The organism is Virgisporangium aliadipatigenens (assembly GCF_016863615.1).
Taxonomy (GTDB): Bacteria; Actinomycetota; Actinomycetes; order Mycobacteriales; family Micromonosporaceae; genus Virgisporangium; species Virgisporangium aliadipatigenens.
In genome coordinates this window covers 108,742-130,458 of sequence record NZ_BOPF01000005.1, presented here as the reverse complement: position 1 = coordinate 130,458, position 21,717 = coordinate 108,742, and the positions used below count along the sequence as shown (strand labels likewise).

Sequence of the window (21,717 nt, the reverse complement as noted above, 5' to 3'; positions counted from 1 at the left end):
TCTCGAAGCTCCCCCGTTACCGAAGCGGCCGGTGCTGCGGGCCGGCGGCGTGTCGGTCCGCTACAACCGGCGCACCCTGCTCGTCGGCGGGATCATCGTCGCGCTCACCGTCGTCGTCGGCCTGTTCGCGCTCGACAGCGGCGACTATCCGCTGCCGCTCGACGAGGTCGTGCGCACGCTGTTCGGGCAGGGCAAGCCGGCGGCCGAGTTCGTCATCGAGTCGCTGCGGCTGCCCCGCCTGCTGACCGGTGTCGGCGTCGGCGTCGCGCTCGGTGCCGCCGGCGCGGTCTTCCAGAGCCTGACCCGCAACCCGCTCGGCAGCCCCGACATGATCGGCTTCACGCAGGGTTCGGCCGCCGGCGGGATCGTGGTGATCCTCCTGCTGAACGGCACCGCCGCGCAGACCTCGGTCGGGGCGCTGCTCGGCGGCCTGCTGACGGCCGTTCTGCTGTACGCGCTGGCCTGGCGGGAGGGCATCTCCGGCTACAGGCTCGTCCTCGTGGGCGTCGGCATGACCGCCATCCTCGCCGCCGCGAACGCCTACCTGCTGGCCCGCGCCCAGCTCAGCGACGCGCAGCGGGTCGTCGCGTGGCAGGTCGGCAGCCTGGCCGGCCGCGAGTGGACGCACGTGACCGGCATCTGGGTGACCGTGGCGGTGCTCGTGCCGCTGGCGCTGATCCTCGGCCGGCCGCTGCGCATGCTCGAACTCGGCGACGACGCCGCCATCGGCCTCGGCGTCTCCGCGAACCGGGCCCGCATCGGGCTGCTCGCCGTCGGCGTGTGCTTCGTGGCGGTGGCGACGGCCGCGGCCGGGCCCGTGCCGTTCGTGGCGCTGGCCGCGCCGCACATCGCGCGCCGGCTCACCCGTGCGGCCGGCCCCAACCTCGGCCCGTCGATGTGCATGGGCGCGCTGCTGACGATCTCCGCCGACTACGCGGCCCAGCACACGTTCGACGACACGCAGCTGCCCTTGGGGGTCGTTACGTCGATCTCCGGCGGCGCGTACCTGGTCTGGCTCCTGATCTGGCAACGCCGCGCCGGCCGCCTATAGATCTTGGCGCCGGGAGCCGGTAACCTCCGCCGCCATGATGTTAACGATCAAGCGCCTACGCGTATATCTGCTGGTCACAGCCGTGATAGCGGCGATCGGGGTATACGGGGTGGTGCGCGCGACCGACGCCCACGCGGCGAGCGGCTGCACCGGCTCGCTCATCGAGAAGCAGACCGCCACCCGCAACGCGCAGGCGATCTTCGAGCTGCAGGTCTACTACAACAGCAGCACCGGCATGAACTGCGCCGTGGCGCTGCACCGCGGCGTCACCTACGGCAAGGCCTACCCGACGCAGGTCTACATCATCGCGTGCGTCGAGACGAGCCCGAGCAACCAGTGCCGCACCAGGACGCTCGTCGCCGACCCGCCGAGCGCCGACGTCTCCAAGTACGGCAACTGGTCGTACCTGGCCGGGCCGGTGTCGGTCTACGGGCGGGGGCGGTGCATCCACGCCGAAGCCGACATGCGCTACGACGCTCTCGGGCCGCACCTGGCGACCGCCGGCGCCGCGACGCACTGCGGATAGCCCTCACGGAACCAGCAGCTTGGGGACCTCCCCCGGGCAGAGCACGGTCAGCCGCTGGGTGGGGCGGGTCAGCGCGACGTACAGGTCGCTGGCGCCGCGCGGGGACTCGGCGACGATCGCGGCCGGGTCGACCACCACCACGGAGTCGAACTCCAACCCCTTGGCCTGCCGCACGGTCAGCACGACGATGCGGCTGTCCAGGTCGGCCGCCGCCCCGACGGCGGCACCCGGCACCAGCGGGCCCAACGTCGCCAGGTCGGCGGTGGGCACGAGCACGCCGATGCGCCCCTCCGGCCCGGCGGCCTCCCGGCGCACCGCCGCGATCACCTCGTCGACCAGGGCCGCCGGGTCCAGCGCGCGCACCTCCGGCGGAACGCCCGTCTCGCGCACCGAACGCGGCGGGCGCATCGCCGGATCGACCTCCGCCAGCACCTGGCCGGCGAGCGCCATGATCTCGGCGGGCGTGCGGTAGTTGACGGTCAACTCGACGTGCCGCCAGCGCTGCGCCACGTACGGCGAGAGCACCCGGTCCCAGGAGGACGTTCCGGCGGGATCGCCGGTCTGCGCCACGTCGCCGACGATCGTCATCGAACGGCTCGGGCACCGGCGCATCAGCACCCGCCACGCCATCGCGGACAGTTCCTGCGCCTCGTCCACGATCACGTGCCCGAACGCCCACTTCCGGTCGAGCGCGGCCCGTTCGGCGGCGGTGCGGTACTCCCGCTCGTCCTGGCGTTCGCCGAGGATGCCGGCCGTCAACAGGTCCGCGGCGGTCAGGATCTCCGGGTCGATCTCGTCCTCGAGGTCGATCGGCCGGGAGCCGTGCAGGATCTCCAGCGCACCCTCGGCGTAGGCGGCCTGCTGCCGGCGCCGGTACTCGGCCAGCAGGTCCACGTCGCGGTCGTCCTCGCCCAGCAGTTCGGCCGCCTCGTCGAGGAGCGGAACGTCGGCCGGGGTCCAGCCGTCGTCCGGCCCGCGCAGCAGCAGCGCCCGCTCGGCGTCGGTCAGCTCCGGCGTGGCGGCGGCGATCCGTTCGGCCGAGGTGAACAGGTCGCCGAGCAGCCGCTGCGGGGTCAGCACCGGCCACATCCAGTCCAGCGCGGTCTGCACGGCCGGGTCGGCGCGCAGTTCGCGGCGGATCTCGGCGAGGTCCGCCTCCTCCATGATCTGCGGGTCGCCCGGGGCGTCGTCCTCGCCGAGCGGGTCGTCGGCGTACGGGTCGGTGCCGATGCGTTCGGCCAGCTCCAGCGAGAGCGCGTGCACCACCTCGATCTCGAAGAGCGAGCGGGCGTGGTTGTGCGGGCGTTCGGAGCGGCGGGCGTGGTGCCGGGCGTCCTCGGCGATCTCGCGGGTGATCCGCAGCGGCTCGTTGTCGAACGACACCTCCAGGGCGTCGTCGGGGACCCGCTGCCGGTCCCGGATCGCCTTCTCCAGCACCCCGGTCATCGCGGCGCGCCCCTTGAGGGCGGCGGCGTCGTCCGACTCCACCCGGCGCGCGCTGATCCCGGGGAACAGTTCGCCGAGCGTGCGCAGCAGCACCCCGGTCTCCGCCAGCGACGGGAGCACCTGGGAGATGTAGCGCAGGAACGTCTCGTTGGGCCCCACGATCAGCACCGCCCGCGCGGACAGCTCCTGCCGGTAGGTGTACAGCAGGTACGCCGCGCGGTGCAGCGCCACGGCGGTCTTGCCGGTACCGGGACCGCCCTGCACCACGAGCACGCCGCGCGGGTCGGCGCGGATGATCCGGTCCTGCTCGGCCTGGATGGTCTCGACGATGTCGCGCATCCGGCCGGTGCGGCTGGCACCGAGCGCCGCGAACAGGGCCGACTCGCCGGTGATCCCGTCGACCCGGGTGTGCGGCCCGTGCGCACCGGCCTCGCTCAGGTCGAGCACCTCGTCGTCGAGCGCCACGACCTGCCGCCCACGGGTGCGGATGTGCCGTCGGCGCCGCACGCCCTCCGGTGCCGCCGCGGTCGCGAGGTAGAACGGCCGCGACGCCGGCGCGCGCCAGTCCAGCAGCAGCGGCTCGTAGTCGCCCTCGTCGTCGAAGATGCCGATGCGCCCGATGTAGCGCGCCTCCCCCGAGTCGAGGTCGAGGCGGCCGAAGCACAGGCCGTTGTCGACGGCGCCGTAGTGCGCCACCTGGTCGGTGTACATGGCGATGTTGCTGTCGCGCTGCGACCGCTCCTGCGGGGTCCCGCCGGTGTGCCGCAGAACGGACGCGAGCCGGCGGCGGGCCTGCTCCCGCAGTTCGTCCAGCCGCCCGTGCAGCATCGACACGTACTCCTGCTCGCGGGCGATCTCCGGGTCCGGAACGACATCCCCGGACGGTGTGCTGGAGGGGCTTGACAAACCTGTCTCCCTGGTCCGTAGACTGATCGGCGCGACGGCTCGGCCGGGCGCTATTTTTGCTGCCCTGAGACCTCACCGCCGCCCGCAACCATACCCCCTCGCTCCCGCTGCCCCCATGGGCATTGCCCGGGCGGCGAAGGACCGTCCACAGAGGACCGCCTGGCCGGCTACTCCGCGCTGCGCACCATCGCGCGGATGCCCACCGCGAGCCCGACCGCGGCCGTCGTCAGCGCGGCGACCCAGCCCCACGCGACGTCCGCGCTCCACTCGCCGGCGAACAGCGCACGCTCGGCGTCGACCACGTACGCGAGCGGGTCGAAGCGCGCCGCCACCCGCATCCACGACGGCCCGGTTTCCAGCGGCAGCAGCATGCCGGACAGCAGCATCAGCGGGAAGATGAGCGTCTGCTGCACCGCCCAGAACATCCAGTCCTGCTTGCGCACCGCGATGGCGAGCGCGTAGCTGAGCGAGCCGAGGCCGATCCCGAACACCGCCAGCAGCGCCAGCCCGATCAGCGCGCCGCCCGGGTGCGGCCGGAAGCCGAACGGCGTCATGACCAGCACGATGATCACCGCCTGGCCGGCGAGCGGCACCATCTCCTTGAGGGCCCGGCCGATCAGCAGCGCCGGCCGGGACAGCGGCGTCACGAGCATCCGTTCGTGCGCGCCGGTCTGGAACTCGAACAGCAGGTTGGCACCCGTCGCGGAGGTGCCGAACAGGGCCGTCATCACCAGGATCGCCGGCACGAACCACTGCCACACCGAGCCGCCCAGCACCCCGGCCTGTCCGCCGAGCGAGCCCACCAGCAGCGGCCCGAACAGCCCCAGGAACACCAGCGGCTGCACCATCCCGAAGATGACGGAGAACGGGTCGCGCCGCACCGGCCGCAGTTCGCGGGCCATGACGATGCGGGTGTCACGGACGAGCGTGCTCATTTCGACACCTCCGAGGACTCCTCGCGCAGGCTGCGGCCGGTCAGCGTCAGGAACACGTCGTCGAGCGTGGGCCGGTGCGACTGCACCGCCGTCACGGGCACACCGGCGTCGCGCGCCGCGAACAGCAGCTCCGCCGCGGCCGTCGGGGCGTCGGAGACGCGAAGCTCAAGGCGTTCCCCCGAGGAAGCGAGATCGCGGGCGCCGGGGAGCGCCTCCGCGAGCCGGGAGAGGGTCCGGACATCCGGAGAACCGACGGTGAGGCGGTCGCCGGCGAGCTTGGTCTTCAACGCCTCCGCGGTGTCGTCCGCGATCACCCGGCCGTGGTCGACGATCACCACCCGTTCGGCCATCGTGTCGGCCTCGTCGAGATAGTGCGTGGTCAGCACCACCGTCATGCCGTGCCGCTCGCGCAGGCGCAGGATGTGCTCCCAGAGGTTGGCGCGGTTCTGCGGGTCGAGGCCGGTCGACGGCTCGTCGAGGAAGAGCAGTGGCGGCGCGTGCACCAGCCCGAGCGCCACGTCGAGGCGGCGGCGCTGGCCGCCGGAGAGGTCCGAGACCTTGCGCTCGCGCAGGGCGCCGAGGTCGAGAGCCTCGATCAGCTCGTCCGCGCGGGTCCGGGCCGCCCGCCGGTCCAGGCCGTAGATCTCGCCCTGGGTGTACAGCTCGTCGTGAACGCGCTGCGTATGGCCGGCGCCGTTGCCCTGCCCCACGTAGCCGATCCGGCGGCGCACCCGCGCGGGGTGCGTGGCGATGTCGTGTCCGGCCACCGTCGCCTCGCCCGACGTCGGGGATATGAGCGTGGTGAGCATGCGCATGAGGGTCGTCTTGCCGGCGCCGTTCGGGCCGAGGACGGCCACCAGCTCGCCCGGCTCGATGTCGATGCTCACCCCGCGAACGGCGTGCACAGCCTCGCCGCGGCCGACGGTGAAGTCCTTGGTGAGAGCCCTGGTGTGAATCATGCTTCCGATCCTGGCCCCGATTGCGGCCAGCTTCTGACCACATCACGTGGCAATCTCGGACCATGCTCGAAACCTCGGCCCGACTGCTCCGGCTCCTGTCCCTCCTGCAGGCCCGCCGGGACTGGCCCGGTGAGACGCTCGCCCGTCGCCTGGAGGTCAGCCCCCGCACCGTTCGCCGCGATGTCGACCGGCTCCGCGACCTCGGCTACCCGGTGAGTTCCACGCGTGGCCCCGACGGCGGATATCGGCTCGACGCCGGCTCCGAACTGCCGCCGCTGCTGTTCGACGAGGACCAGGCGGTCGCCGTCGCCGTGGCCCTGCAGACCGCCACCACCAGCGTCTCCGGCGTGGGCGAGGCGGCCCTGCGGGCGCTGGCCACCGTTCGGCAGGTGATGCCGGCCCGGCTGCGCCAACGGGTCGACGCGCTGCGGGTCACCACCGTCGCGCGCGGCACCTGGGAACCGCCGAAGGTCGACACCGAACACCTCGTCGCCATCGGCACCGCCGTGCGCGCCTGCGAGGTGCTGCGCTTCGACTACACACCCGCGTCGGGTGAGTCCACAGTGGACGGACCGCCGCGCCGGGTCGAGCCGCACCACCTCGTGCTGCGCGGCGGGCGCTGGTACCTCATCGCGTTCGACCTGGAACGGGCGGACTGGCGCACGTTCCGGGTGGACCGCATGGTGCCGCGCACCCCGAACGGGCCCCGCTTCACACCCCGCGAGCTGCCCGCCGCCGACGTCTCCACGTTTGTCGCGGAACGGTTCGGGCAGCAGACCTGGCCGTGCCGCGGGGAGGCGATCCTGCACGTGTCGGCGTCGCGGATCGCGCCGTACGTGGGGAACCAGGCGGAGGTGGTGGCGCTCGGGCCGGACCGGTGCCGCCTGGTGGCCGGGTCCTGGTCGTGGGCCGGGTTGGCGTCGTGGCTGGGGATGTTCGACGTGGACCTGGAGATCGTCGGCCCGCCGGAGCTGCGCGCAGCGGCCACGACGCTGGCCCGCCGCTTGTCCGCGGCCTGACCACGCCGATCTCGCAGGTCATTCGCGCCAGATGAGGGCCGCCGCCACCGTCAGGACCGCGAAGATCGCCAGCGCCGCGTAGAACGCGCCCGGCAACGTACCGACCGGGGGCATCCCGGCCGCCGCGCCGGCGAGCCCCGCCGCTGCCGTCGCGATCACCAGCACCTTCCACCCGAAGTGCGGCCGCGGCCGCACCCGTCTCGCCCGGCGCAGTCCCGCGAACGCCCACACCAGCCCGAACACCACCGCCGCCACGTACGGGCGCGGGTCGGTCGGCGGCGGATCCGTGATCAGGCGCGGCGGCTGCGCCCAGTAGTAGCCCTCGCCGCCGGCCGGGATGCCGAGGCGCTCCCACCGCCCCCGCGCGTCGCGGTACACCACGCCGTCCCGACCGGCGGCCACGAACACCACGTGCCCGCCCGTGACCGGTCGCACCACCAGCGACAACGCGGCCAGGTGCACGGCCGGGTCGCCGAGGTCCGCGTACTCCCGCGCCAGTGCGCGGTACGCCGCGCCGCCGACCGACCACGCGACGACCCACCCGCCCCCACCGCTGTGCTCGACGGCCAGCCGGCCCGGCACCACGCGGTAACAGTCGGAACCGGCGCAGCGGGGCGCGTCGGCGGCCGGCCCGTCGGGGACGACCGGCGCGCAGGTCGGTGGGCGGCACAGCCCGGCCGACGTCGCGGTGACGCCGCGCGGCTCCGGCTCGTCCGCGAGGTGGCCGTCGTCGGTGACCCGCCACTCGGTGAGGCTGGCGGCGGCGTGGATCACGACCACCGCGTGCGCGGCGCCGTCGTCCCGCACACCGACCACCTCGACCGCGGGCGGATCCCCGTCAGCCACACGGGACAGGGCGATCATCACCACCGCCGCGCAGAGGGCCAGGGCCGCGAGGCCGAGCCGCCACCTCATGATCGTTACCTTTCACGGAAAGGTGTCACCAGGAGACGGGTTTCCGTAGAAAGTCGCGATCATCGCGGGGTCAGCCGCCCGACGCGCGGCGGCGAGGAGCCGCCTCACACCTGACGATCATTCCGCAGGCGGGCCCACCTCGTAGGTCAGGCTGGCGAACTGACCCGACTGCCGCACCGACGTCAGCCGCAGCCGCTTCGACGTGAGCACCCGTGGGAGCAGCGGCGCACCGGCGCCCAGCGTCACCGGCGCCACGCTGAGGATCAGTTCGTCGAGCAGTCCCGCGTCGGCGAACGCGCCCACCAGCTCGCCCCCGCCGACGAGCCAGATGTTGCGGCCCCCGGCGGCCTCGGCCATCGTCCGGTGCACCGGCCGCACGTCGCCGCGCACGAAGTGCAGGTTGGCACCCTCGATCGACGGCAGGTCCCGCGTGGTGAACACCCAGCAGGGCGTGTCCCCGTACGCGTCCCGCCACATCACGGCGCTCTCGTGCTCGCGCACCCACTCGTACGTCGTGGCGCCCATCGCGAAGGCGCCGACCTGCGAGAAGAACGGGCCGAAGCCCTCGCTCGCCTCGCCGTCGGCGCCCTCGACCTCGAAGAGCCACCGGAGGGAGTTGTCCTCGGTGGCGATGTACCCGTCGACGGTGGTGGCGGTGTAGTACTGCGTCCTCGTCACCGCCCCACCATTGCACCCGGGTACGACAGAAATCAGTGGATCGGGTTCCAGCCGTCGGAGCCGGCGACCCGACATGTCGGTCCACGGTTCGATGCGGATGTGCGCGTCCATGGTGGCGCTTCGGTAGGGGCACCCTGTGCGCCCGGCCACAAGATTCTTTAGCTTCAGACACTTCACAATTTTGTGAAACGGCGTAGCGTCCCACCCATGACGACTTCCATCTCGGTGTCCGGCCTCGTGAAGACGTTCGGCCGGACCCGGGCTCTCGACGGCCTCGAGCTGTCCGTCGACACCGGTGAGGTGCACGGGTTCCTCGGGCCCAACGGCGCCGGAAAGAGCACCACCATCCGCGTGCTGCTCGGCCTCCTGCGAGCGGACTCCGGCGAGGTCAGCCTGCTCGGCGGCCATCCCTGGAAGGACGCGGTCGGGCTGCACCGGCGGCTGGCCTACGTTCCCGGGGATGTGAGCCTGTGGCCCAACCTCTCCGGCGGCGAGGCCATCGACCTCTTCGGGGCGCTGCGCGGGGGTCTTGACCCCAAGCGCCGCGCCGACCTGCTGGAACGCTTCCAGCTCGACCCGACCAAGAAATGCCGCACCTACTCCAAGGGCAACCGCCAGAAGGTGGCCGTGGTGGCGGCCTTCGCCTCGGACGTGGAGCTGTACATCCTGGATGAGCCCACGTCCGGGCTGGACCCGCTGATGGAGGCGGTCTTCCAGGAGTGCGTGCGCGAGGTGCGCGAGCAGGGACGCACGGTTCTGCTCTCCAGCCACATCTTCTCGGAGGTCGAGGCGCTGTGCGACCGGGTGAGCATCGTGCGCGAGGGGCGCACCGTCGAGTCCGGCACGCTCGCCCAGCTGCGCCACCTCACCCGCACCTCGGTCAAGGTCGAGACGGTCCGGCCGCCGGTCGGCCTGGACACGCTGACCGGCGTGCACAACCTCGTGGTCGAGGGGCATCGCGCCGCGTTCGACGTGGAGACCGCGGCGCTCGGTGACGCGATCGCGCACCTGACGCCGTTCGGGATCGAGACGCTGCACAGCGCACCCCCGTCGCTGGAGGAGCTCTTCCTGCGCCACTACGAGCGGGAGCGGGTATCGGCATGAGCGCGTCGCGGGACGGTGCGGCGCGGGCAACAGATATGAGCGCGTTCACGGGGACCTGGCGGCTCGTGCGGCTGGCGTTGCGCCGGGACCGGATCCAGCTGCCGGTGTGGATTCTCGGCATCACGGTCATGCTCAGCAGCAGCCTCGCGTCGCTGGCGAAGACCTACCCGACCGAGGCCGAGCGCGCCACGGTGCTGAAGACCGCCGCGAACACCCCCACCATCCTGGTGCTGCGCGGCCCGCCGACCGGCACCGGCGAGGGCCAGCTCTACGCGTTCCAGCTGATCGCGTTCCTCTGCGTGCTGGCGGCGTTCATGAGCACCCTCGCCGTCGTGCGCCACACGCGGCAGAACGAGGAGACCGGCAGAGCGGAGATGATCGGCGCCACCGTGGTCGGCCGTTTCGCGCCCCTCACCGCCGCGTTGACCGTCGTCATTCTGTCGAACGCCCTCCTCGGCGTGCTCATCACGGGCGTCCTCGCAGGCGACGGGCAGGACGCGCAGGGTGCGGCCGTCTTCGCCACCGGCCTCGCCCTGAACGGCATCGCGTTCGCCGGCATCGCCGCGTTCGCCGCCCAGTTGACCGACTCGGCGCGCAGCGCCAACGGCATCGCGGCCGCCGCGATCGGCGTCGCGTACGCCCTGCGCGGAGCCGGCGACGCGCTCGGCGACGTGCACGCCGACGGCATCCGCATCACGAGCGCGTGGCCGTCGTGGACCAACCCGATCGGCTGGGCGCAGCAGGCGTTCCCGTTCGACGCGAACCGCTGGTGGGTGCTCCTCCTGCCGCTCGCACTGTTCGCGATCGGAACCGGCACCGCCTTCGCGATCAGCGAACACCGCGACTGGGGCACGGGGCTGCTGCCGTCGCGCCCCGGCCCCGCCAAGGCACCCCGCGCGCTGCTCTCCCCCGTCGGGCTCGCCTGGCGCCTGCAGCGCGGCATCCTGCTCGGCTGGGCGATCGGCATCGTCGCGCTCGCGGCCGGCGTCGGCACGCTGACCGACGCGCTGCGGGAGGCGATGGAGGACAACGCCAACGCCAACGACCTCATCCGCCGGCTCGGCAACAGCACCACCGCCGACCTGATCACGGCGTTCTACTCGAGCATGGCGACGGTCACCGGGCTGATCGTCGCGGGGTACGTCGTGCAGGCCACGCTGCGGCTGCGCACCGAGGAGGCCGCCGGCCACCTGGAACCCGTTCTCGCCACGGCCACCGCGCGGTACCGGTGGCTCGCCGCCCACCTCGCCTGCGCGGTGCTCGGCAGCGGCGCGATCCTGCTGGCCAGCGGCGCCGCGATGGCGCTGGGCGCGTCGAAGGCCAGTGGCGACCTGGGCGAGTCCATGGGCGAACTGGTGCCGGCGTTGCTGGTGCAGTGGCCGGCGACCCTGGTCTTCGCCGGCATCGTCGTGGCGGTGTTCGGGGTGCTGCCCCGCTACACGATCGCGCTCGGCTCCACGGCGTTCGTGCTGAGCCTGGTCTTCGGGCTCTTCGGCGGGCTGCTGGACCTGCCGCAGGCGGTGCGCGACCTGTCGCCGTTCAGCCACGTGCCGGCGTTGCCCGCCGTCGACGTCTCGTGGACCCCGGTGGTGTTGATGACGGCCGCGGCGGTCGTGTCGGCCGCGGGCGGGGCGGTGGCGTTCCGCCGACGGGACCTGAGCACGTAACGCCTGGAAGGATGGGAACATGAGTACCACCGAGGACCACCGTGATCCTGAGGCCGTCCGCCAGTTCGTCGAGCACCTTGCGATGACCTTCGCGAACCTGGGCTTCAACCGCATGGCGGCACGGGTCCTCGGTGTGCTCATGGCGGCCGAGGAGGACGGGCTCACCGCGGGCGAGATCGGCGAGCGCCTGGGGGTGAGCCCCGCCGCGGTATCCGGCGCGGTGCGCTACCTGATCACGACCGGCCTGGTGCAGAAGTCGCCGGTGCCCAACTCCCGCAGCGACCTGTACCGCCTGCCCAACGACGAGTGGTACGTCGCCGGCGCGGTCAAGAGCGGCATGTACCGCAGCATCGCCGACATCGTGGAGGAGGGCGTACAGGCGGTCGGCGACGACGAGAGCAACGCGGCGCACCGCCTGCGCGAGATGCGCGACTTCTTCCTGTTCATCCAGGAGGAGATGCTCGGTGTGCTGGAGAAGTGGCAGGCCGGGAAGGGCCGTTCACTGCGGTAGGGCGCTGCCCTTCTTGAACTCCTCCCAGGACATGTCCCACGCGGTCCAGCCGTTGCCGGCCTTGTCGTTCTTGCGGCCGGTCCCCTTGACCTCGACCGGGTCGCCGACGCGCAGCCACTCGTAGATCTTCTTGCCGTTGTCCAGGGAGACGTTGACGCAGCCGTGCGAGACGTTGCGTTTGCCCTGGTCGGCGACCGACCACGGGGCGGCGTGGATGAACTGGCCGTCCCAGGTGAGGCGTTCGGCGTACTGGATGTCGGTGCGGTAGCCGTCCGGCGAGGTGGCCGGGACGCCGTAGGTGCCGGAGTCGAAGACGGTCTTCTCGAGGCGTTCGATGATGACGAACTTGCCGGAGAAGGACGGGTTCTCCGGCTTGCCGAGGCTGACCGGCGCGGTGAACACGGTCTGGCCGTCCTGCGTCGCGGTGAGCGTCTTGGTGGCGTCGTCGACGACGATGCTGCGGCGGGTCTTGTCGATGGCCGCCTTGATCGTGATGTCGGTCTCGCCGAACCGGCCGTCGCCCAGCGGCAGCCCGCCGAGCGCGAGGCGGACGTTCAGTTTGGTGCCGGGCTGCCAGTACTCCTGCGGCCGGTACTCGACCTGGATGTCGCTGTCCCAGTGCCAGACGCCGGGCTGCGGCGGGTCGCTGGTGACGAAGAGCCGCTTCTCGACGGTGGCCCGCTGCGCCTTGGGCACCCCGCCGTTGCGGAACTCCACGACGACCGGCATCGCCTGGCCGTAGGTGGTGATGTTGTCGGCCATGAAGATCTGCGCGCCCATGCGGTTGCCCGGGCGGGCCATGGTCGTGAACGACGTCGTGCCCTTCGCCGCCTTGCCGTCGGCGGCCTTGCCCTCGACGGTCGCCGTGTACTTCGTCGTGTACTTCAGCGGGTTGGCGGGCACCCATGACGTTCCGTCGGAACGCAGTGCTCCCGGGATCTCGGCGCCCGCCGCGTCGACCAGCTTGACCGACGACGCGGTCGCGCCCTGGGGCCAGCCGATCTCGACGGAGACGGCGACGTCGGTCGCGTCGGCGGCCGGCGTCACCGCGAGCGCGGCGGCCGACTCACCACCCCCGCCCTGCGGCGAGCCGGGTTCCTTGAACTTGCCCTTCTTGTCGTCGGAGCAGCCGGCGAGCAGCAGCGACACGACGAGCAGGGCGGACAGCAACGCGCGAGGGGTGACCGTACGCATGCCTGCCATGGTTACCCCATCGCGCCACATCGACAAACGCGGAATGCGAACATTGCTCAGAGTTGCGCCGGCCGGCCTCGCCGAGGGCCGTTACCAATACACCTCCGAGGGCCTGATCTCGACCGCGCCGCCGTAGCGGGCCGCCGGGACGCGGGCGGCCACCGCGATGGCCGCGTCGAGGTTCTCGGCCTCCAGGATGAACACGCCGCCGACGGCCTCCTTCGTCCCCACGAACGGGCCGTCGGTGATCAGGGTGTGGCCGCCCTCGACCCGCACGGTGGTGGCGTTCTCGGCGAGTCCCAGCGGCGGCATCGGGGTGACGCCCGGCATCTGGTTGATCGCCCGGTAGTCCGCGTGGACCCGCTTCTGCTCGTCCTCGGGGAGCGCGGCCTGCTGCTCGACGGCCTGGCCCTGATAGATCAGCATGACGTACTGCATCGTCACCTCACACGTCGTGGACCTGATTTCGTTCAGCCGTCCAGCGCGGCGCTCTCCTCCTCCGTCAGCAGGCGGGAACGGATCAGGAAGCGCACGCCCTCCGGGGCCTCCAGCGAGAAGCCGCTGCCCCGGCCCTGCACCACGTCGACGGTGAGGTGCGTGTGGCGCCAGCGTTCGAACTGCGACGTCGACATCCAGAACGACACCGGCTGGTCGAGACCCTCGACGGGCAGCTCGGCGAGCAGCACGTCGGAGCCGCCCGTGCGGAACTCCCCCGCCGGGAAGCACATCGGCGCGCTGCCGTCGCAGCAGCCGCCCGATTGGTGGAACATCAGCGACCCGTGGTCGCCGCCCAGCTTCCGCAGAAGCTGAGCGGCGGCGGGGGTCAGTTCAACCCGGGAAGCCATGTCTAGAAGAATCCGAGCTTCTTGGGCGAGTAGCTGACCAGCAGGTTCTTGGTCTGCTGGTAGTGCTCCAGCATCATCTTGTGGTTCTCCCGGCCGATGCCGGACTGCTTGTAGCCGCCGAACGCCGCGTGCGCCGGGTACAGGTGGTAGCAGTTCGTCCAGACGCGGCCGGCCTGGATCGCCCGGCCGGCCCGGTAGGCGGTGGAGGCGTCGCGGGTCCAGACGCCGGCGCCGAGGCCGTACAGGGTGTCGTTCGCCGTCTTGATCGCGTCCTCGAAGTCGTTGAACGAGGTCACCGAGACGACCGGGCCGAAGATCTCCTCCTGGAAGATGCGCATCGCGTTGTCGCCCTCGAAGATCGTGGGCTGGACGTAGTAGCCGCCCGCCAGGTCGCCGCCGAGTTCGGCGCGCCGGCCGCCGGTGAGCACCTTCGCGCCCTCCTGCCGGCCGATGTCCAGGTAGGAGAGGATCTTCTCCAGCTGGTCGTTCGACGCCTGCGCGCCGACCATCGTGTCGGTGTCGAGCGGATTCCCGGGAACGATGGCCTCGGTGCGCTTGACGGCCGCCGCGAGGAAGTCGGCGTAGTGCCCGCGCTGGATCAGCGCCCGGGACGGGCAGGTGCACACCTCGCCCTGGTTCAGCGCGAACATCGTGAAGCCCTCGAGCGCCTTGTCGAAGAAGTCGTCGTCCTTCGCGCTGACGTCGTCGAAGAAGATGTTCGGGCTCTTGCCGCCCAGCTCCAGCGTCACCGGCTTGATGTTCTCGCTGGCGTACTGCATGATCAGTCGCCCGGTGGTGGTCTCGCCGGTGAACGCCACCTTCGCCACGCGCGCGCTGCTGGCCAGCGGCTTGCCGGCCTCCACGCCGAAGCCGTTGACGATGTTCACCACGCCGGGCGGGAGCAGGTCGTGGATCAGGCTCATCAGCAGGTGGATCGAGGCCGGGGTCTGCTCGGCGGGCTTCAGCACCACCGCGTTGCCGGCCGCGAGGGCGGGGGCCAGCTTCCAGACCGCCATCAGGATCGGGAAGTTCCACGGGATGATCTGGGCGACGACGCCCAGCGGCTCGTGGAAGTGGTACGCGACGGTGTCGTCGTCGAGTTCGCTCAGCGAACCTTCCTGGGCCCGGATCGCTCCGGCAAAGTAACGAAAGTGGTCGATCGCCAGCGGGATGTCAGCGGCCAACGTCTCACGTACGGGCTTACCGTTCTCCCAGGTCTCGGCGACCGCGAGCAGCTCAAGGTTGGCTTCCATCCGGTCGGCGATCTTGTTGAGGACGTTCGCGCGTTCGGCGGCCGACGTGCGGCCCCAGGCCGGCGCCGCGCCGTGGGCGGCGTCGAGGGCCCGTTCGACGTCCTCGGCGGTGCCGCGGGCGATCTCGGTGAACGGCCGGCCGTTCACCGGCGACGGGTTCTCGAAGTAGTTTCCGCGCTGCGGCGGCACGTACTCGCCGCCGATCCAGTGGTCGTATCGGGACTCGTAGGAGACGACGGAGCCGTCCTGGCCGGGCGGGGTGTAGCGCGTCATACCCCGGGAAGTTAATTAGCGGGACGTTGCAACCACGTTGCGTGGGGCATCACGGGGCCGAGCTCCTCGTGCAGGCGCATCAGCCGGTCGACCACCAGTGGCCGGCGGGGCGAACCGAGCGGCAGCGCACGAAGCAGTTCTTCCCAGGCGACCACGTCGTCGGCGCCGGTCGGCGTGCGGGTCCAGGCGTCCAGGTGGGCCGGGTCGCCGGCCGCCAGCACCGCCGCGCGCACCTGCCCGTCCAGCAGGGTGCGCAGCCGCACCACGCCCGGCGCGTCCGAACCGGGCAGCAGCGGGCCGGCGTAGGCGTCCAGCGCGGCGGCGACCAGGCCCCGGTCCAGCAGGCGCGGAACGGTCAGGAAGTCCGCCTCCACCGCCAGGCGCAGCCGGTACGGGCGGGACTCCAGCAGCTCCGGCCCGAGCGTGCGGCGCAGCCGCGACAGCTCCGCGCGCAGGGTCACCGGGGAGTAGGACATGTCGTCGCCGTGCAGGCCGACGGCGAGCTGGTCGCCGGTGCGCCCCTCCGGGTGGCACAGCAGCAGCACGAGCAGTTCGCTGTGGCGGCGGCCCAGGCGGGTGCGGCGGCCACCGACCGTCAGCACCACCTCGTCGCGGCCGAGTGCGGCCACCGTGTGCCCGCCGGGCGGCCCGGCGGCGGCCAGATGCGCCTCGGCGGCGCGCGCCGTCGCCTGCACCAGCGCCAGGCTGTGGGGGTTGGCCAGATGGTCGCCGCCGGTCACGTCGATCGCGCCGAGCACGCGCCCCGTCGCCGGGTCGTGGATCGGGGCGGCGGCACACGTCCAGGGCTGCACCTGGCGGCTGAAGTGCTCGGTCGCGAAGATCTGCACGGGGTGGTCGACGGCGATGGCCGTGCCGGGGGCGTTGGTGCCGGCGTGCGCCTCGTCCCAGCGGGCGCCGGCCACGAAGTTCATCCGCTCGGCGCGGCGCAGCACCCGCGGGTGCCCGTCGACCCAGAGCAGGCGCCCGTGCGCGTCGCAGACCGCCATCAGGTGGTCGCCGTCGTGGGCGAGGTCGCCGAGGAGTTCGCGGAACAGGGGAAGCACCCGCGCGAGCGGATGGGCGGCCCGGTACTCCTCCAGCGCGTCGTCGGAGAGGTCGATCGGCGCCATGTCGTCCGGCCCGAACCGCGCCCGGGCCGTGCGGCGCCACGAGTCGGCCACGACCTCGCGCACGGGTGGCCCCACCGCGGCGCCCTCGACGAAGCGTTCGTGCGCGCGCCCCACCTCGCTGATCCGGGTGAACGGATCGGCGCCGGCGGGCAGGGCGAGCCACGGGTTGGCCACGGAGCCATCGTGACGCACCTCACCCCACATTGCTACCGGGCGAAACCCCACATTGCTACCGTGCGGCGCGTGCGACTCGTCCCCTACACGAACGCCGACCTGCCCCTCACCGCGGCGCTGGAGAGCGACCCCGCCGTGATGGGCCAACTGGGCGGGCCGGTCTCCGCCGAGGGCATCGCCGAGACCCACGCGCACCGCCTCGCCGGCATGGCCGGCGGCGACCGCTACTACCGCATCGTGGCCGACACCGGGGAGGACGCCGGCATCGTGGGCCTGTGGGCGACGCAGTGGGCGGGGAGCACGATCCACGAGGCCGGGCTGATGCTGCTGCCGCCGTTCCAGGGAAAGGGGATGGCGTACCGCGGCATGGCGGCCCTCTTCGACGTGACCCGGGACGAGGGCCGGGTCTCGGAGATCCACGTCTTCCCGGCGGTGACGAACGCGGCCTCGAACGCCGTCGCCCGGCAGCTCGGCTTCACCCCGCTCGGCGAGCACGACCTCGACTACTCGGGACGGCCGCTGCGCTGCCGGCACTGGGTCATACGGTTGACCTGAACCGGTGCGGCAGGCCCGGATCGGCGTTCGCCAGCATGGTCAGCGTCTCGATCAGCAGGTCCAGCTCGTCATCGGTGTTGGCGGCCGTCACCTGGATCCGGATCCCGACCTCGTCACGCGGCACGCCCGGGTAGGGCGCCAGGGTGGTGTAGACACCCCGGTCCAGGAGCGTGCGGCCGACCGCGTGCAGTTCGGCCGGGTCCCGCAGCGGCAGCTCCACCAGGGGGAACCCGCTGACGTTCGGCGTGTGCACGCCCAACCGGCGCACGTGCTCCAGCAGCCGGCGCGTCTTGCGCCAGATGTCGGCGCGGAGTTCGTCGCCCCGGGCGGCGTTGACGTCGAGGCCGGCGAGCACCGTCGCGAGGGAGGCGACCGGCACCGGACCGGAGAAGCTGTACGTCGCGGTGTTGACCTTCAGATGCCGCTTGATCGCCGGCGTGCACGCCACGAACGCCAGCATCGAGGAGTAGGCCTTCGAGAAGCCGCCGACCAGGACGATGTTCTCGTACGACTCGCCGGTGTGGCGCACCACGGCGTTGCCGCGCGAGCCGTACGGCGAGGACTCGTCGGGCCGCCGCTCCCCCAGCACCCCGAACCCGTGCGCGTCGTCGATGTAGAGCAGCGCGTCGTACTCCCGGCACAGGGCGGCCAGCGTGGGAACGTCCGGCGGGTTGCCGGTCATGCTGTTGACGCCGTCGACGCAGACCAGCTTCCGCTGCCGGGGCGGCGCGGCGCGCAGCAGTGCGGCGAGGCGTCCGGGGTCGTCGACCCGGAAGCGGGTGAACGTCGCGCCGAGCCCGCGGGCGTGCACGCAGCCGTCGTAGATCGTGCGGTGCGCGCGCGAGTCGAGGAAGATCTGACCGCCCTCGGCCAGCAGCGGGATGGCCGCCATGTGGGTCTGGCTGATCGTGGGCAGGACCAACGTGTCCGGCGCGCCGAGCAGCTCGGTGAGGCGTTCCTCGATCATCGGGTAGAGGCGCGGGTTGCCGAGCATCCGCGACCAGCTCGGATGGGTGCCCCAGCGGCGCACCTGCTCGCCGATCGCGTCCTGCACCGCCGGGTCGAGGTCGAGGCCGAGGTAGTTGCACGAGGCGAAGTCGACCAGCCACCGGTCACCGATCCGGATCCGCCGGCCGTCGACCTCCTCGATGACCTGATCGTAGAGGCCGGCGTCGTAAAGGTCGGAGATGCCGACGTACCGCTCGGGCACCACCGTGTCGTCGCCGGGTACCCGCGGTTCGATCACAGAACCAAGTATTCGGCACCGGAAACGGCGTTCTCAAGGGCGTCGATCAGGTGGGACGGCAGAACCACACGTTAGGCACGCCTTACGTGTCCGGGCGGTGGCACAGGTCACACTCCGGCGGTCACATATCGCATCTGGAAATGTTCCAAACCGGCGGCGAGCACTCCCTGGTCCGACGGCCAGGGGAAACGTAAGATCCGCTCAAGTCTCGCGCAAGAACCACTCAGATACGGATGCCCACCCGCCGACAGACGGGAGACCGGCCGGTGAGGAGGTACCGATGTCGAGGCGGGCTCTGTGGATCCTGGCCGGCTGGACGGCGCTCCTGACCGCCTTCTACGCCGGGGTACCGGCGTGGCGCGGGGTCGCCTTCATCGGCATCGTCCTCGGCAACAGCGTCGCCTACTTCATCGGCCTGCGGCGCAACCGGCCCCGCCGCAAGCTCCCCTGGCTGCTGCTCTGGGGCGGGACGTTCTTCTTCGCCGTGGGCAGCGTGGTCGCGATCGCGCTCAAGGAGCTGGGCGACAACTCGCCCCCGTCGATCGCCGACGTCATCATGATCGGTGTCAACCAGCCGATGCTGCTGCTCGGCTTCCTCCTGCTCGCCCGTTCCGGCGCGGTCAGCCGGGACCGTGCGGTGATGCTCGACTCGCTCATGCTCGCCGCCGGTGCGCTGCTGCTCGCCTGGGTGTTCCTCATCGGGCCGAAGTTCGCGGACCCCGCGCTGAACATGGGCGAGAAGGCCGTCTCGGCCGCCTACCCGATCTTCGACGTGCTGACGCTCGCCCTGATGGCCCGCATCGCCTTCGGCGCCGCCCGCAGCACCAGCGCCGCGTTCATGCTGGCCAGCGGCACGTGCCTGGCCGCCGCCGACGCGGTGTACTCCTACAGCCAGCTCAACGGCGACTTCCAGCTCGGCGGCATCGCCGACTTCTGCTGGATCCTGTTCTACCTCTTCGGCGGGCTCGCCGTGCTGCACCCGTCGATGACCGCGCTGACCCAGCCGCGCGTCATCACCCGGCACCAGCTCGACGCCCGCCGCGTCGTGCTCGGCGTCGCGTCCCTCATCGCGCCGACGATCCTGTTCTTCCAGTCCGTCCAGGGGCCGGTCCGCGACGGCGTCGTCATCGCGATCGCCTCCGCCGTCCTGGTCCTGCTCGCCATCGCCCGCATGTCGGTCGTCACCGCCGGGCTGCGCCGCAGCATGGGCCGCGAACGGGAGCTGCGCCGCGCGTGCGAGGCGCTGCTGTCGACCACCGACCGCGAACAGGTCACCACCGTCGTGCACGAGGCCATCGCGCGGTTGCTCCCACCCGGCACCGACCACCTCGTCGTGCTCGCCGTCGACGAGGGCCACGAGGCGGCGAGCCCCGAGCCGGCGGCGGCCACCACCGTCGACCTGCGCGACATCGGCGAACTCCCGGCCGAGCTCGCCGCCACGCTGGCCGGGTTCGAGCTGGTCCTGCACTGCCCGCTCTCCGTCGGCACCACCCGCCGCGGGGATCTCTTCGTCGCCGCGGACGAGACCGCGCTCGTCGGACTGCAGGAGTCCGTGCCGGTGCTCGCCGGCCAGGCGGCCAGCATGCTCGACCAGTTCGCCCTGAACCGCGAGATCGGCAGGCGCAACAGCGAGACCTACTTCCGCACGCTGATCCTCAACGCCGCCGACATCATCCTCATCGTCGACGACAACAACCGGATCACGTACGCGAGCCCGTCCGCGCAGCCGCTGTTCGGCCTGGAGAACCCGGTCGGCGCCGACCTGATCGACCTCGTGGCCGTCGCCGGCCGGCACGACGTCGAGCAGGCCCTGGACGTGGTGCGCACCCACCTGCACGGGCCCAACGAGGTCGAACACTGGACCGTGGCGCACGCCGACGGTTCCGCGATCGAGGTCGAGGTGACCGTGCGCGACCTGCGCCACGAGCCCACCGTCGAGGGCCTCGTGCTCACCATGCGCGACGTCACCGAGCGCGCCCGCCTGGAGCAGGAACTCCTGCGCCGCGCCTACCTCGACCCGCTCACCGGGCTCGGCAACCGGCTGAAGTTCCACGACACCGTCGCCGAGGTCGCCACCGACGCCGCCCGCGAGGGCACCACCGCCGGCGTCCTGCTGATCAACATCGACGACTTCCGCGTGGTGAACGACAGCATGGGCCACGACGTCGGCGACGAGCTGCTGATCGCCGTGAGCCGCCGGCTCGCCGACGCGCTCGGCGACCGCGGCTCCGTCTCCCGCCTGGGCGCGGACGAGTTCGGGGTGGTGGTGCACGGTGCCACCGACACCACCGAGGTCGAACACATCACCGAGGAGATCGTCTCGGCGTTCACGGCGCCGTTCACGGTCAGCGGGAGCGTGGTCACCGCCCACCTCAGCATCGGCGTGGCCACCGGCGCCGACATCGACGACGCGCAGTCGCTGGTCAGCCAGGCCGACGTCGCCCTCGGCACGGCCAAGAGCGGCGGCAAGGCGCGGTGGCGGCGGTACGAGGCGTCGCTGCACGAGCAGGTCCTCGAACGCATGCAGCTGCGCACCGAACTGGACCAGGCCATCGCCGACGGGGACTTCATCCTGCACTACCAGCCGATCGTCGACCTGGCCACCGGGCGGGTGCGCGGGGTCGAGGCGCTGGTGCGCTGGCAGCACCCGGGGCGCGGGATGGTGCCGCCGCTGCAGTTCATCCAGGTGGCCGAGGAGTGCGGGCTGATCGTGCCGCTGGGCGCGTGGGTGCTGCGCCAGTCCGTCGCCGACGCCGCCGGGTGGGTGCGGGAGTTCGGGGCGGACGCGCCGTACGTCAGCGTGAACGTGTCGGTGCGCCAGTTCCGCTCCACCGGGTTCGTGACGCAGGTCTTCGACGTGCTGGAGGAGTTCGGGCTGCCGGCCGAGCGGCTCACGCTGGAGATCACCGAGAGCCTGCTGCTCGGCGACCACGAGTCGATCAACGAGGACATCGCGGCGCTGCGCAACGCCGGGATCCACGTCTCCATCGACGACTTCGGCACCGGCTACTCGTCGCTGAGCTACCTGCACCGGGTGCCGGTCGACACGTTGAAGCTGGACAAGTCGTTCGTGGACACGATCAGCACGTCACAGCAGCAGCTCGACCTGGTGCGCGGCATCATCCAGCTGGCCAGCACGCTGCACCTGGACGTGGTGGCCGAGGGCATCGAGACGGCGACCGACCAGCGGCTGCTGCTGGAGGGCGGGTGCCGCTACGGGCAGGGGTTCCTGTTCGCCCGGCCGATGCCGCACCAGCAGGTGCGCGAGCACCTCCAGGCGCTCCGGCCGGTCGTCTCCGCGGCCTGAGCCCGCGCGGCGGTCGGGTTACC

At 71.9% G+C, this 21,717-nt stretch carries 19 protein-coding genes; 8 read left to right on the top strand and 11 right to left on the bottom strand.

Annotated elements, in window-relative coordinates; all coding sequences use genetic code 11:
* Nucleotides 1–31 precede the first annotated feature (31 nt).
* Nucleotides 32–1,051 carry a FecCD family ABC transporter permease gene (locus Val02_RS09335; protein WP_203898553.1) on the top strand — a complete coding sequence of 340 codons (1,020 nt, stop codon included), beginning with the start codon at nucleotides 32–34 and terminating at the stop codon, nucleotides 1,049–1,051.
* A gap of 34 nt (nucleotides 1,052–1,085) precedes the next feature.
* Nucleotides 1,086–1,577 carry a hypothetical protein gene (locus Val02_RS09330; protein WP_203898538.1) on the top strand — a complete coding sequence of 164 codons (492 nt, stop codon included), beginning with the start codon at nucleotides 1,086–1,088 and terminating at the stop codon, nucleotides 1,575–1,577.
* Between the two features lie 3 nt (nucleotides 1,578–1,580).
* Here the strand turns inward: Val02_RS09330 and Val02_RS09325 are convergent, their stop codons facing one another.
* The 3 genes from Val02_RS09325 to Val02_RS09315 all read right to left on the bottom strand — a co-directional run bounded on the left by Val02_RS09325 (nucleotide 1,581) and on the right by Val02_RS09315 (nucleotide 5,823).
* Entirely contained in the window at nucleotides 1,581–3,929 is a 2,349-nt protein-coding gene (locus tag Val02_RS09325; RefSeq protein ID WP_506022040.1) for a HelD family protein, read from the bottom strand.
* A gap of 167 nt (nucleotides 3,930–4,096) precedes the next feature.
* On the bottom strand, nucleotides 4,097–4,864 hold the full coding sequence (locus Val02_RS09320; protein WP_203898537.1) for an ABC transporter permease: 768 nt from the start codon (nucleotides 4,862–4,864) through the stop codon (nucleotides 4,097–4,099).
* Nucleotides 4,861–5,823, bottom strand: coding sequence for an ABC transporter ATP-binding protein (locus Val02_RS09315; RefSeq protein ID WP_203898536.1), 963 nt, complete (start codon nucleotides 5,821–5,823; stop codon nucleotides 4,861–4,863). The genes Val02_RS09320 and Val02_RS09315 overlap by 4 nt, the downstream gene beginning before the upstream one ends.
* A 62-nt stretch (nucleotides 5,824–5,885) precedes the next feature.
* Here Val02_RS09315 and Val02_RS09310 point away from each other — a divergent pair, with 62 nt between their 5' ends.
* Nucleotides 5,886–6,842, top strand: coding sequence for a helix-turn-helix transcriptional regulator (locus Val02_RS09310; protein ID WP_203898535.1), 957 nt, complete (start codon nucleotides 5,886–5,888; stop codon nucleotides 6,840–6,842).
* 18 nt (nucleotides 6,843–6,860) lie between these two features.
* On the opposite strand, the gene Val02_RS09305 is transcribed toward Val02_RS09310, so the two are convergent.
* Both Val02_RS09305 and Val02_RS09300 read right to left on the bottom strand, forming a co-directional pair.
* Nucleotides 6,861–7,757, bottom strand: a complete 897-nt coding sequence (locus Val02_RS09305) for a hypothetical protein (protein ID WP_203898534.1) — start codon at nucleotides 7,755–7,757, stop codon at nucleotides 6,861–6,863.
* Between the two features lie 117 nt (nucleotides 7,758–7,874).
* Nucleotides 7,875–8,435, bottom strand: coding sequence for a dihydrofolate reductase family protein (locus tag Val02_RS09300; protein WP_203898533.1), 561 nt, complete (start codon nucleotides 8,433–8,435; stop codon nucleotides 7,875–7,877).
* A 207-nt stretch (nucleotides 8,436–8,642) separates the two neighbouring features.
* Here Val02_RS09300 and Val02_RS09295 point away from each other — a divergent pair, with 207 nt between their 5' ends.
* Genes Val02_RS09295 through Val02_RS09285 form a run of 3 tightly spaced genes read left to right on the top strand, consistent with a single transcriptional unit; the run spans nucleotide 8,643 to nucleotide 11,717 of the window.
* Nucleotides 8,643–9,539: an ABC transporter ATP-binding protein gene (locus Val02_RS09295; protein ID WP_203898532.1), complete on the top strand. Its 897-nt coding sequence runs from the start codon at nucleotides 8,643–8,645 to the stop codon at nucleotides 9,537–9,539.
* On the top strand, nucleotides 9,536–11,206 hold the full coding sequence (locus Val02_RS09290; protein WP_203898531.1) for an ABC transporter permease: 1,671 nt from the start codon (nucleotides 9,536–9,538) through the stop codon (nucleotides 11,204–11,206). Before Val02_RS09295 ends, Val02_RS09290 begins: the two co-directional genes overlap by 4 nt.
* 19 nt (nucleotides 11,207–11,225) lie before the next feature.
* Nucleotides 11,226–11,717 carry a GbsR/MarR family transcriptional regulator gene (locus tag Val02_RS09285; protein WP_203898530.1) on the top strand — a complete coding sequence of 164 codons (492 nt, stop codon included), beginning with the start codon at nucleotides 11,226–11,228 and terminating at the stop codon, nucleotides 11,715–11,717.
* Here the strand turns inward: Val02_RS09285 and Val02_RS09280 are convergent.
* From Val02_RS09280 to Val02_RS09260, 5 genes are all read right to left on the bottom strand, one after another.
* Complete coding sequence (locus Val02_RS09280) at nucleotides 11,706–12,911, bottom strand: L,D-transpeptidase (RefSeq protein ID WP_203898529.1); 1,206 nt, start codon at nucleotides 12,909–12,911, stop codon at nucleotides 11,706–11,708. The genes Val02_RS09285 and Val02_RS09280 overlap by 12 nt on opposite strands.
* 90 nt (nucleotides 12,912–13,001) lie before the next feature.
* Nucleotides 13,002–13,337, bottom strand: a complete 336-nt coding sequence (locus Val02_RS09275) for a YciI family protein (protein ID WP_239152621.1) — start codon at nucleotides 13,335–13,337, stop codon at nucleotides 13,002–13,004.
* Nucleotides 13,338–13,381: 44 nt separating this feature from the next.
* Nucleotides 13,382–13,756, bottom strand: a complete 375-nt coding sequence (locus Val02_RS09270) for a DUF779 domain-containing protein (protein WP_203898527.1) — start codon at nucleotides 13,754–13,756, stop codon at nucleotides 13,382–13,384.
* A 2-nt stretch (nucleotides 13,757–13,758) separates the two neighbouring features.
* Entirely contained in the window at nucleotides 13,759–15,282 is a 1,524-nt protein-coding gene (exaC, locus tag Val02_RS09265; protein WP_203898526.1) for an acetaldehyde dehydrogenase ExaC, read from the bottom strand.
* Between the two features lie 11 nt (nucleotides 15,283–15,293).
* Nucleotides 15,294–16,586, bottom strand: coding sequence for a GAF domain-containing protein (locus Val02_RS09260; RefSeq protein ID WP_203898525.1), 1,293 nt, complete (start codon nucleotides 16,584–16,586; stop codon nucleotides 15,294–15,296).
* Nucleotides 16,587–16,655: 69 nt separating this feature from the next.
* On the opposite strand from Val02_RS09260, the gene Val02_RS09255 reads away from it, so the two are divergent.
* Nucleotides 16,656–17,141 (top strand): GNAT family N-acetyltransferase, encoded by a 486-nt coding sequence (locus Val02_RS09255; protein WP_203898524.1) that lies wholly within the window; start codon nucleotides 16,656–16,658, stop codon nucleotides 17,139–17,141.
* Here the strand turns inward: Val02_RS09255 and Val02_RS09250 are convergent.
* Entirely contained in the window at nucleotides 17,125–18,387 is a 1,263-nt protein-coding gene (locus tag Val02_RS09250; protein ID WP_203898523.1) for an aminotransferase class I/II-fold pyridoxal phosphate-dependent enzyme, read from the bottom strand. The genes Val02_RS09255 and Val02_RS09250 overlap by 17 nt on opposite strands.
* Before the next feature lie 280 nt (nucleotides 18,388–18,667).
* On the opposite strand from Val02_RS09250, the gene Val02_RS09245 reads away from it, so the two are divergent.
* The gene (locus Val02_RS09245) at nucleotides 18,668–21,694 is read left to right on the top strand and encodes a putative bifunctional diguanylate cyclase/phosphodiesterase (protein WP_203898522.1); all 3,027 of its coding nucleotides are present in this window, start codon (nucleotides 18,668–18,670) and stop codon (nucleotides 21,692–21,694) included.
* Nucleotides 21,695–21,717: the final 23 nt, after the last annotated feature.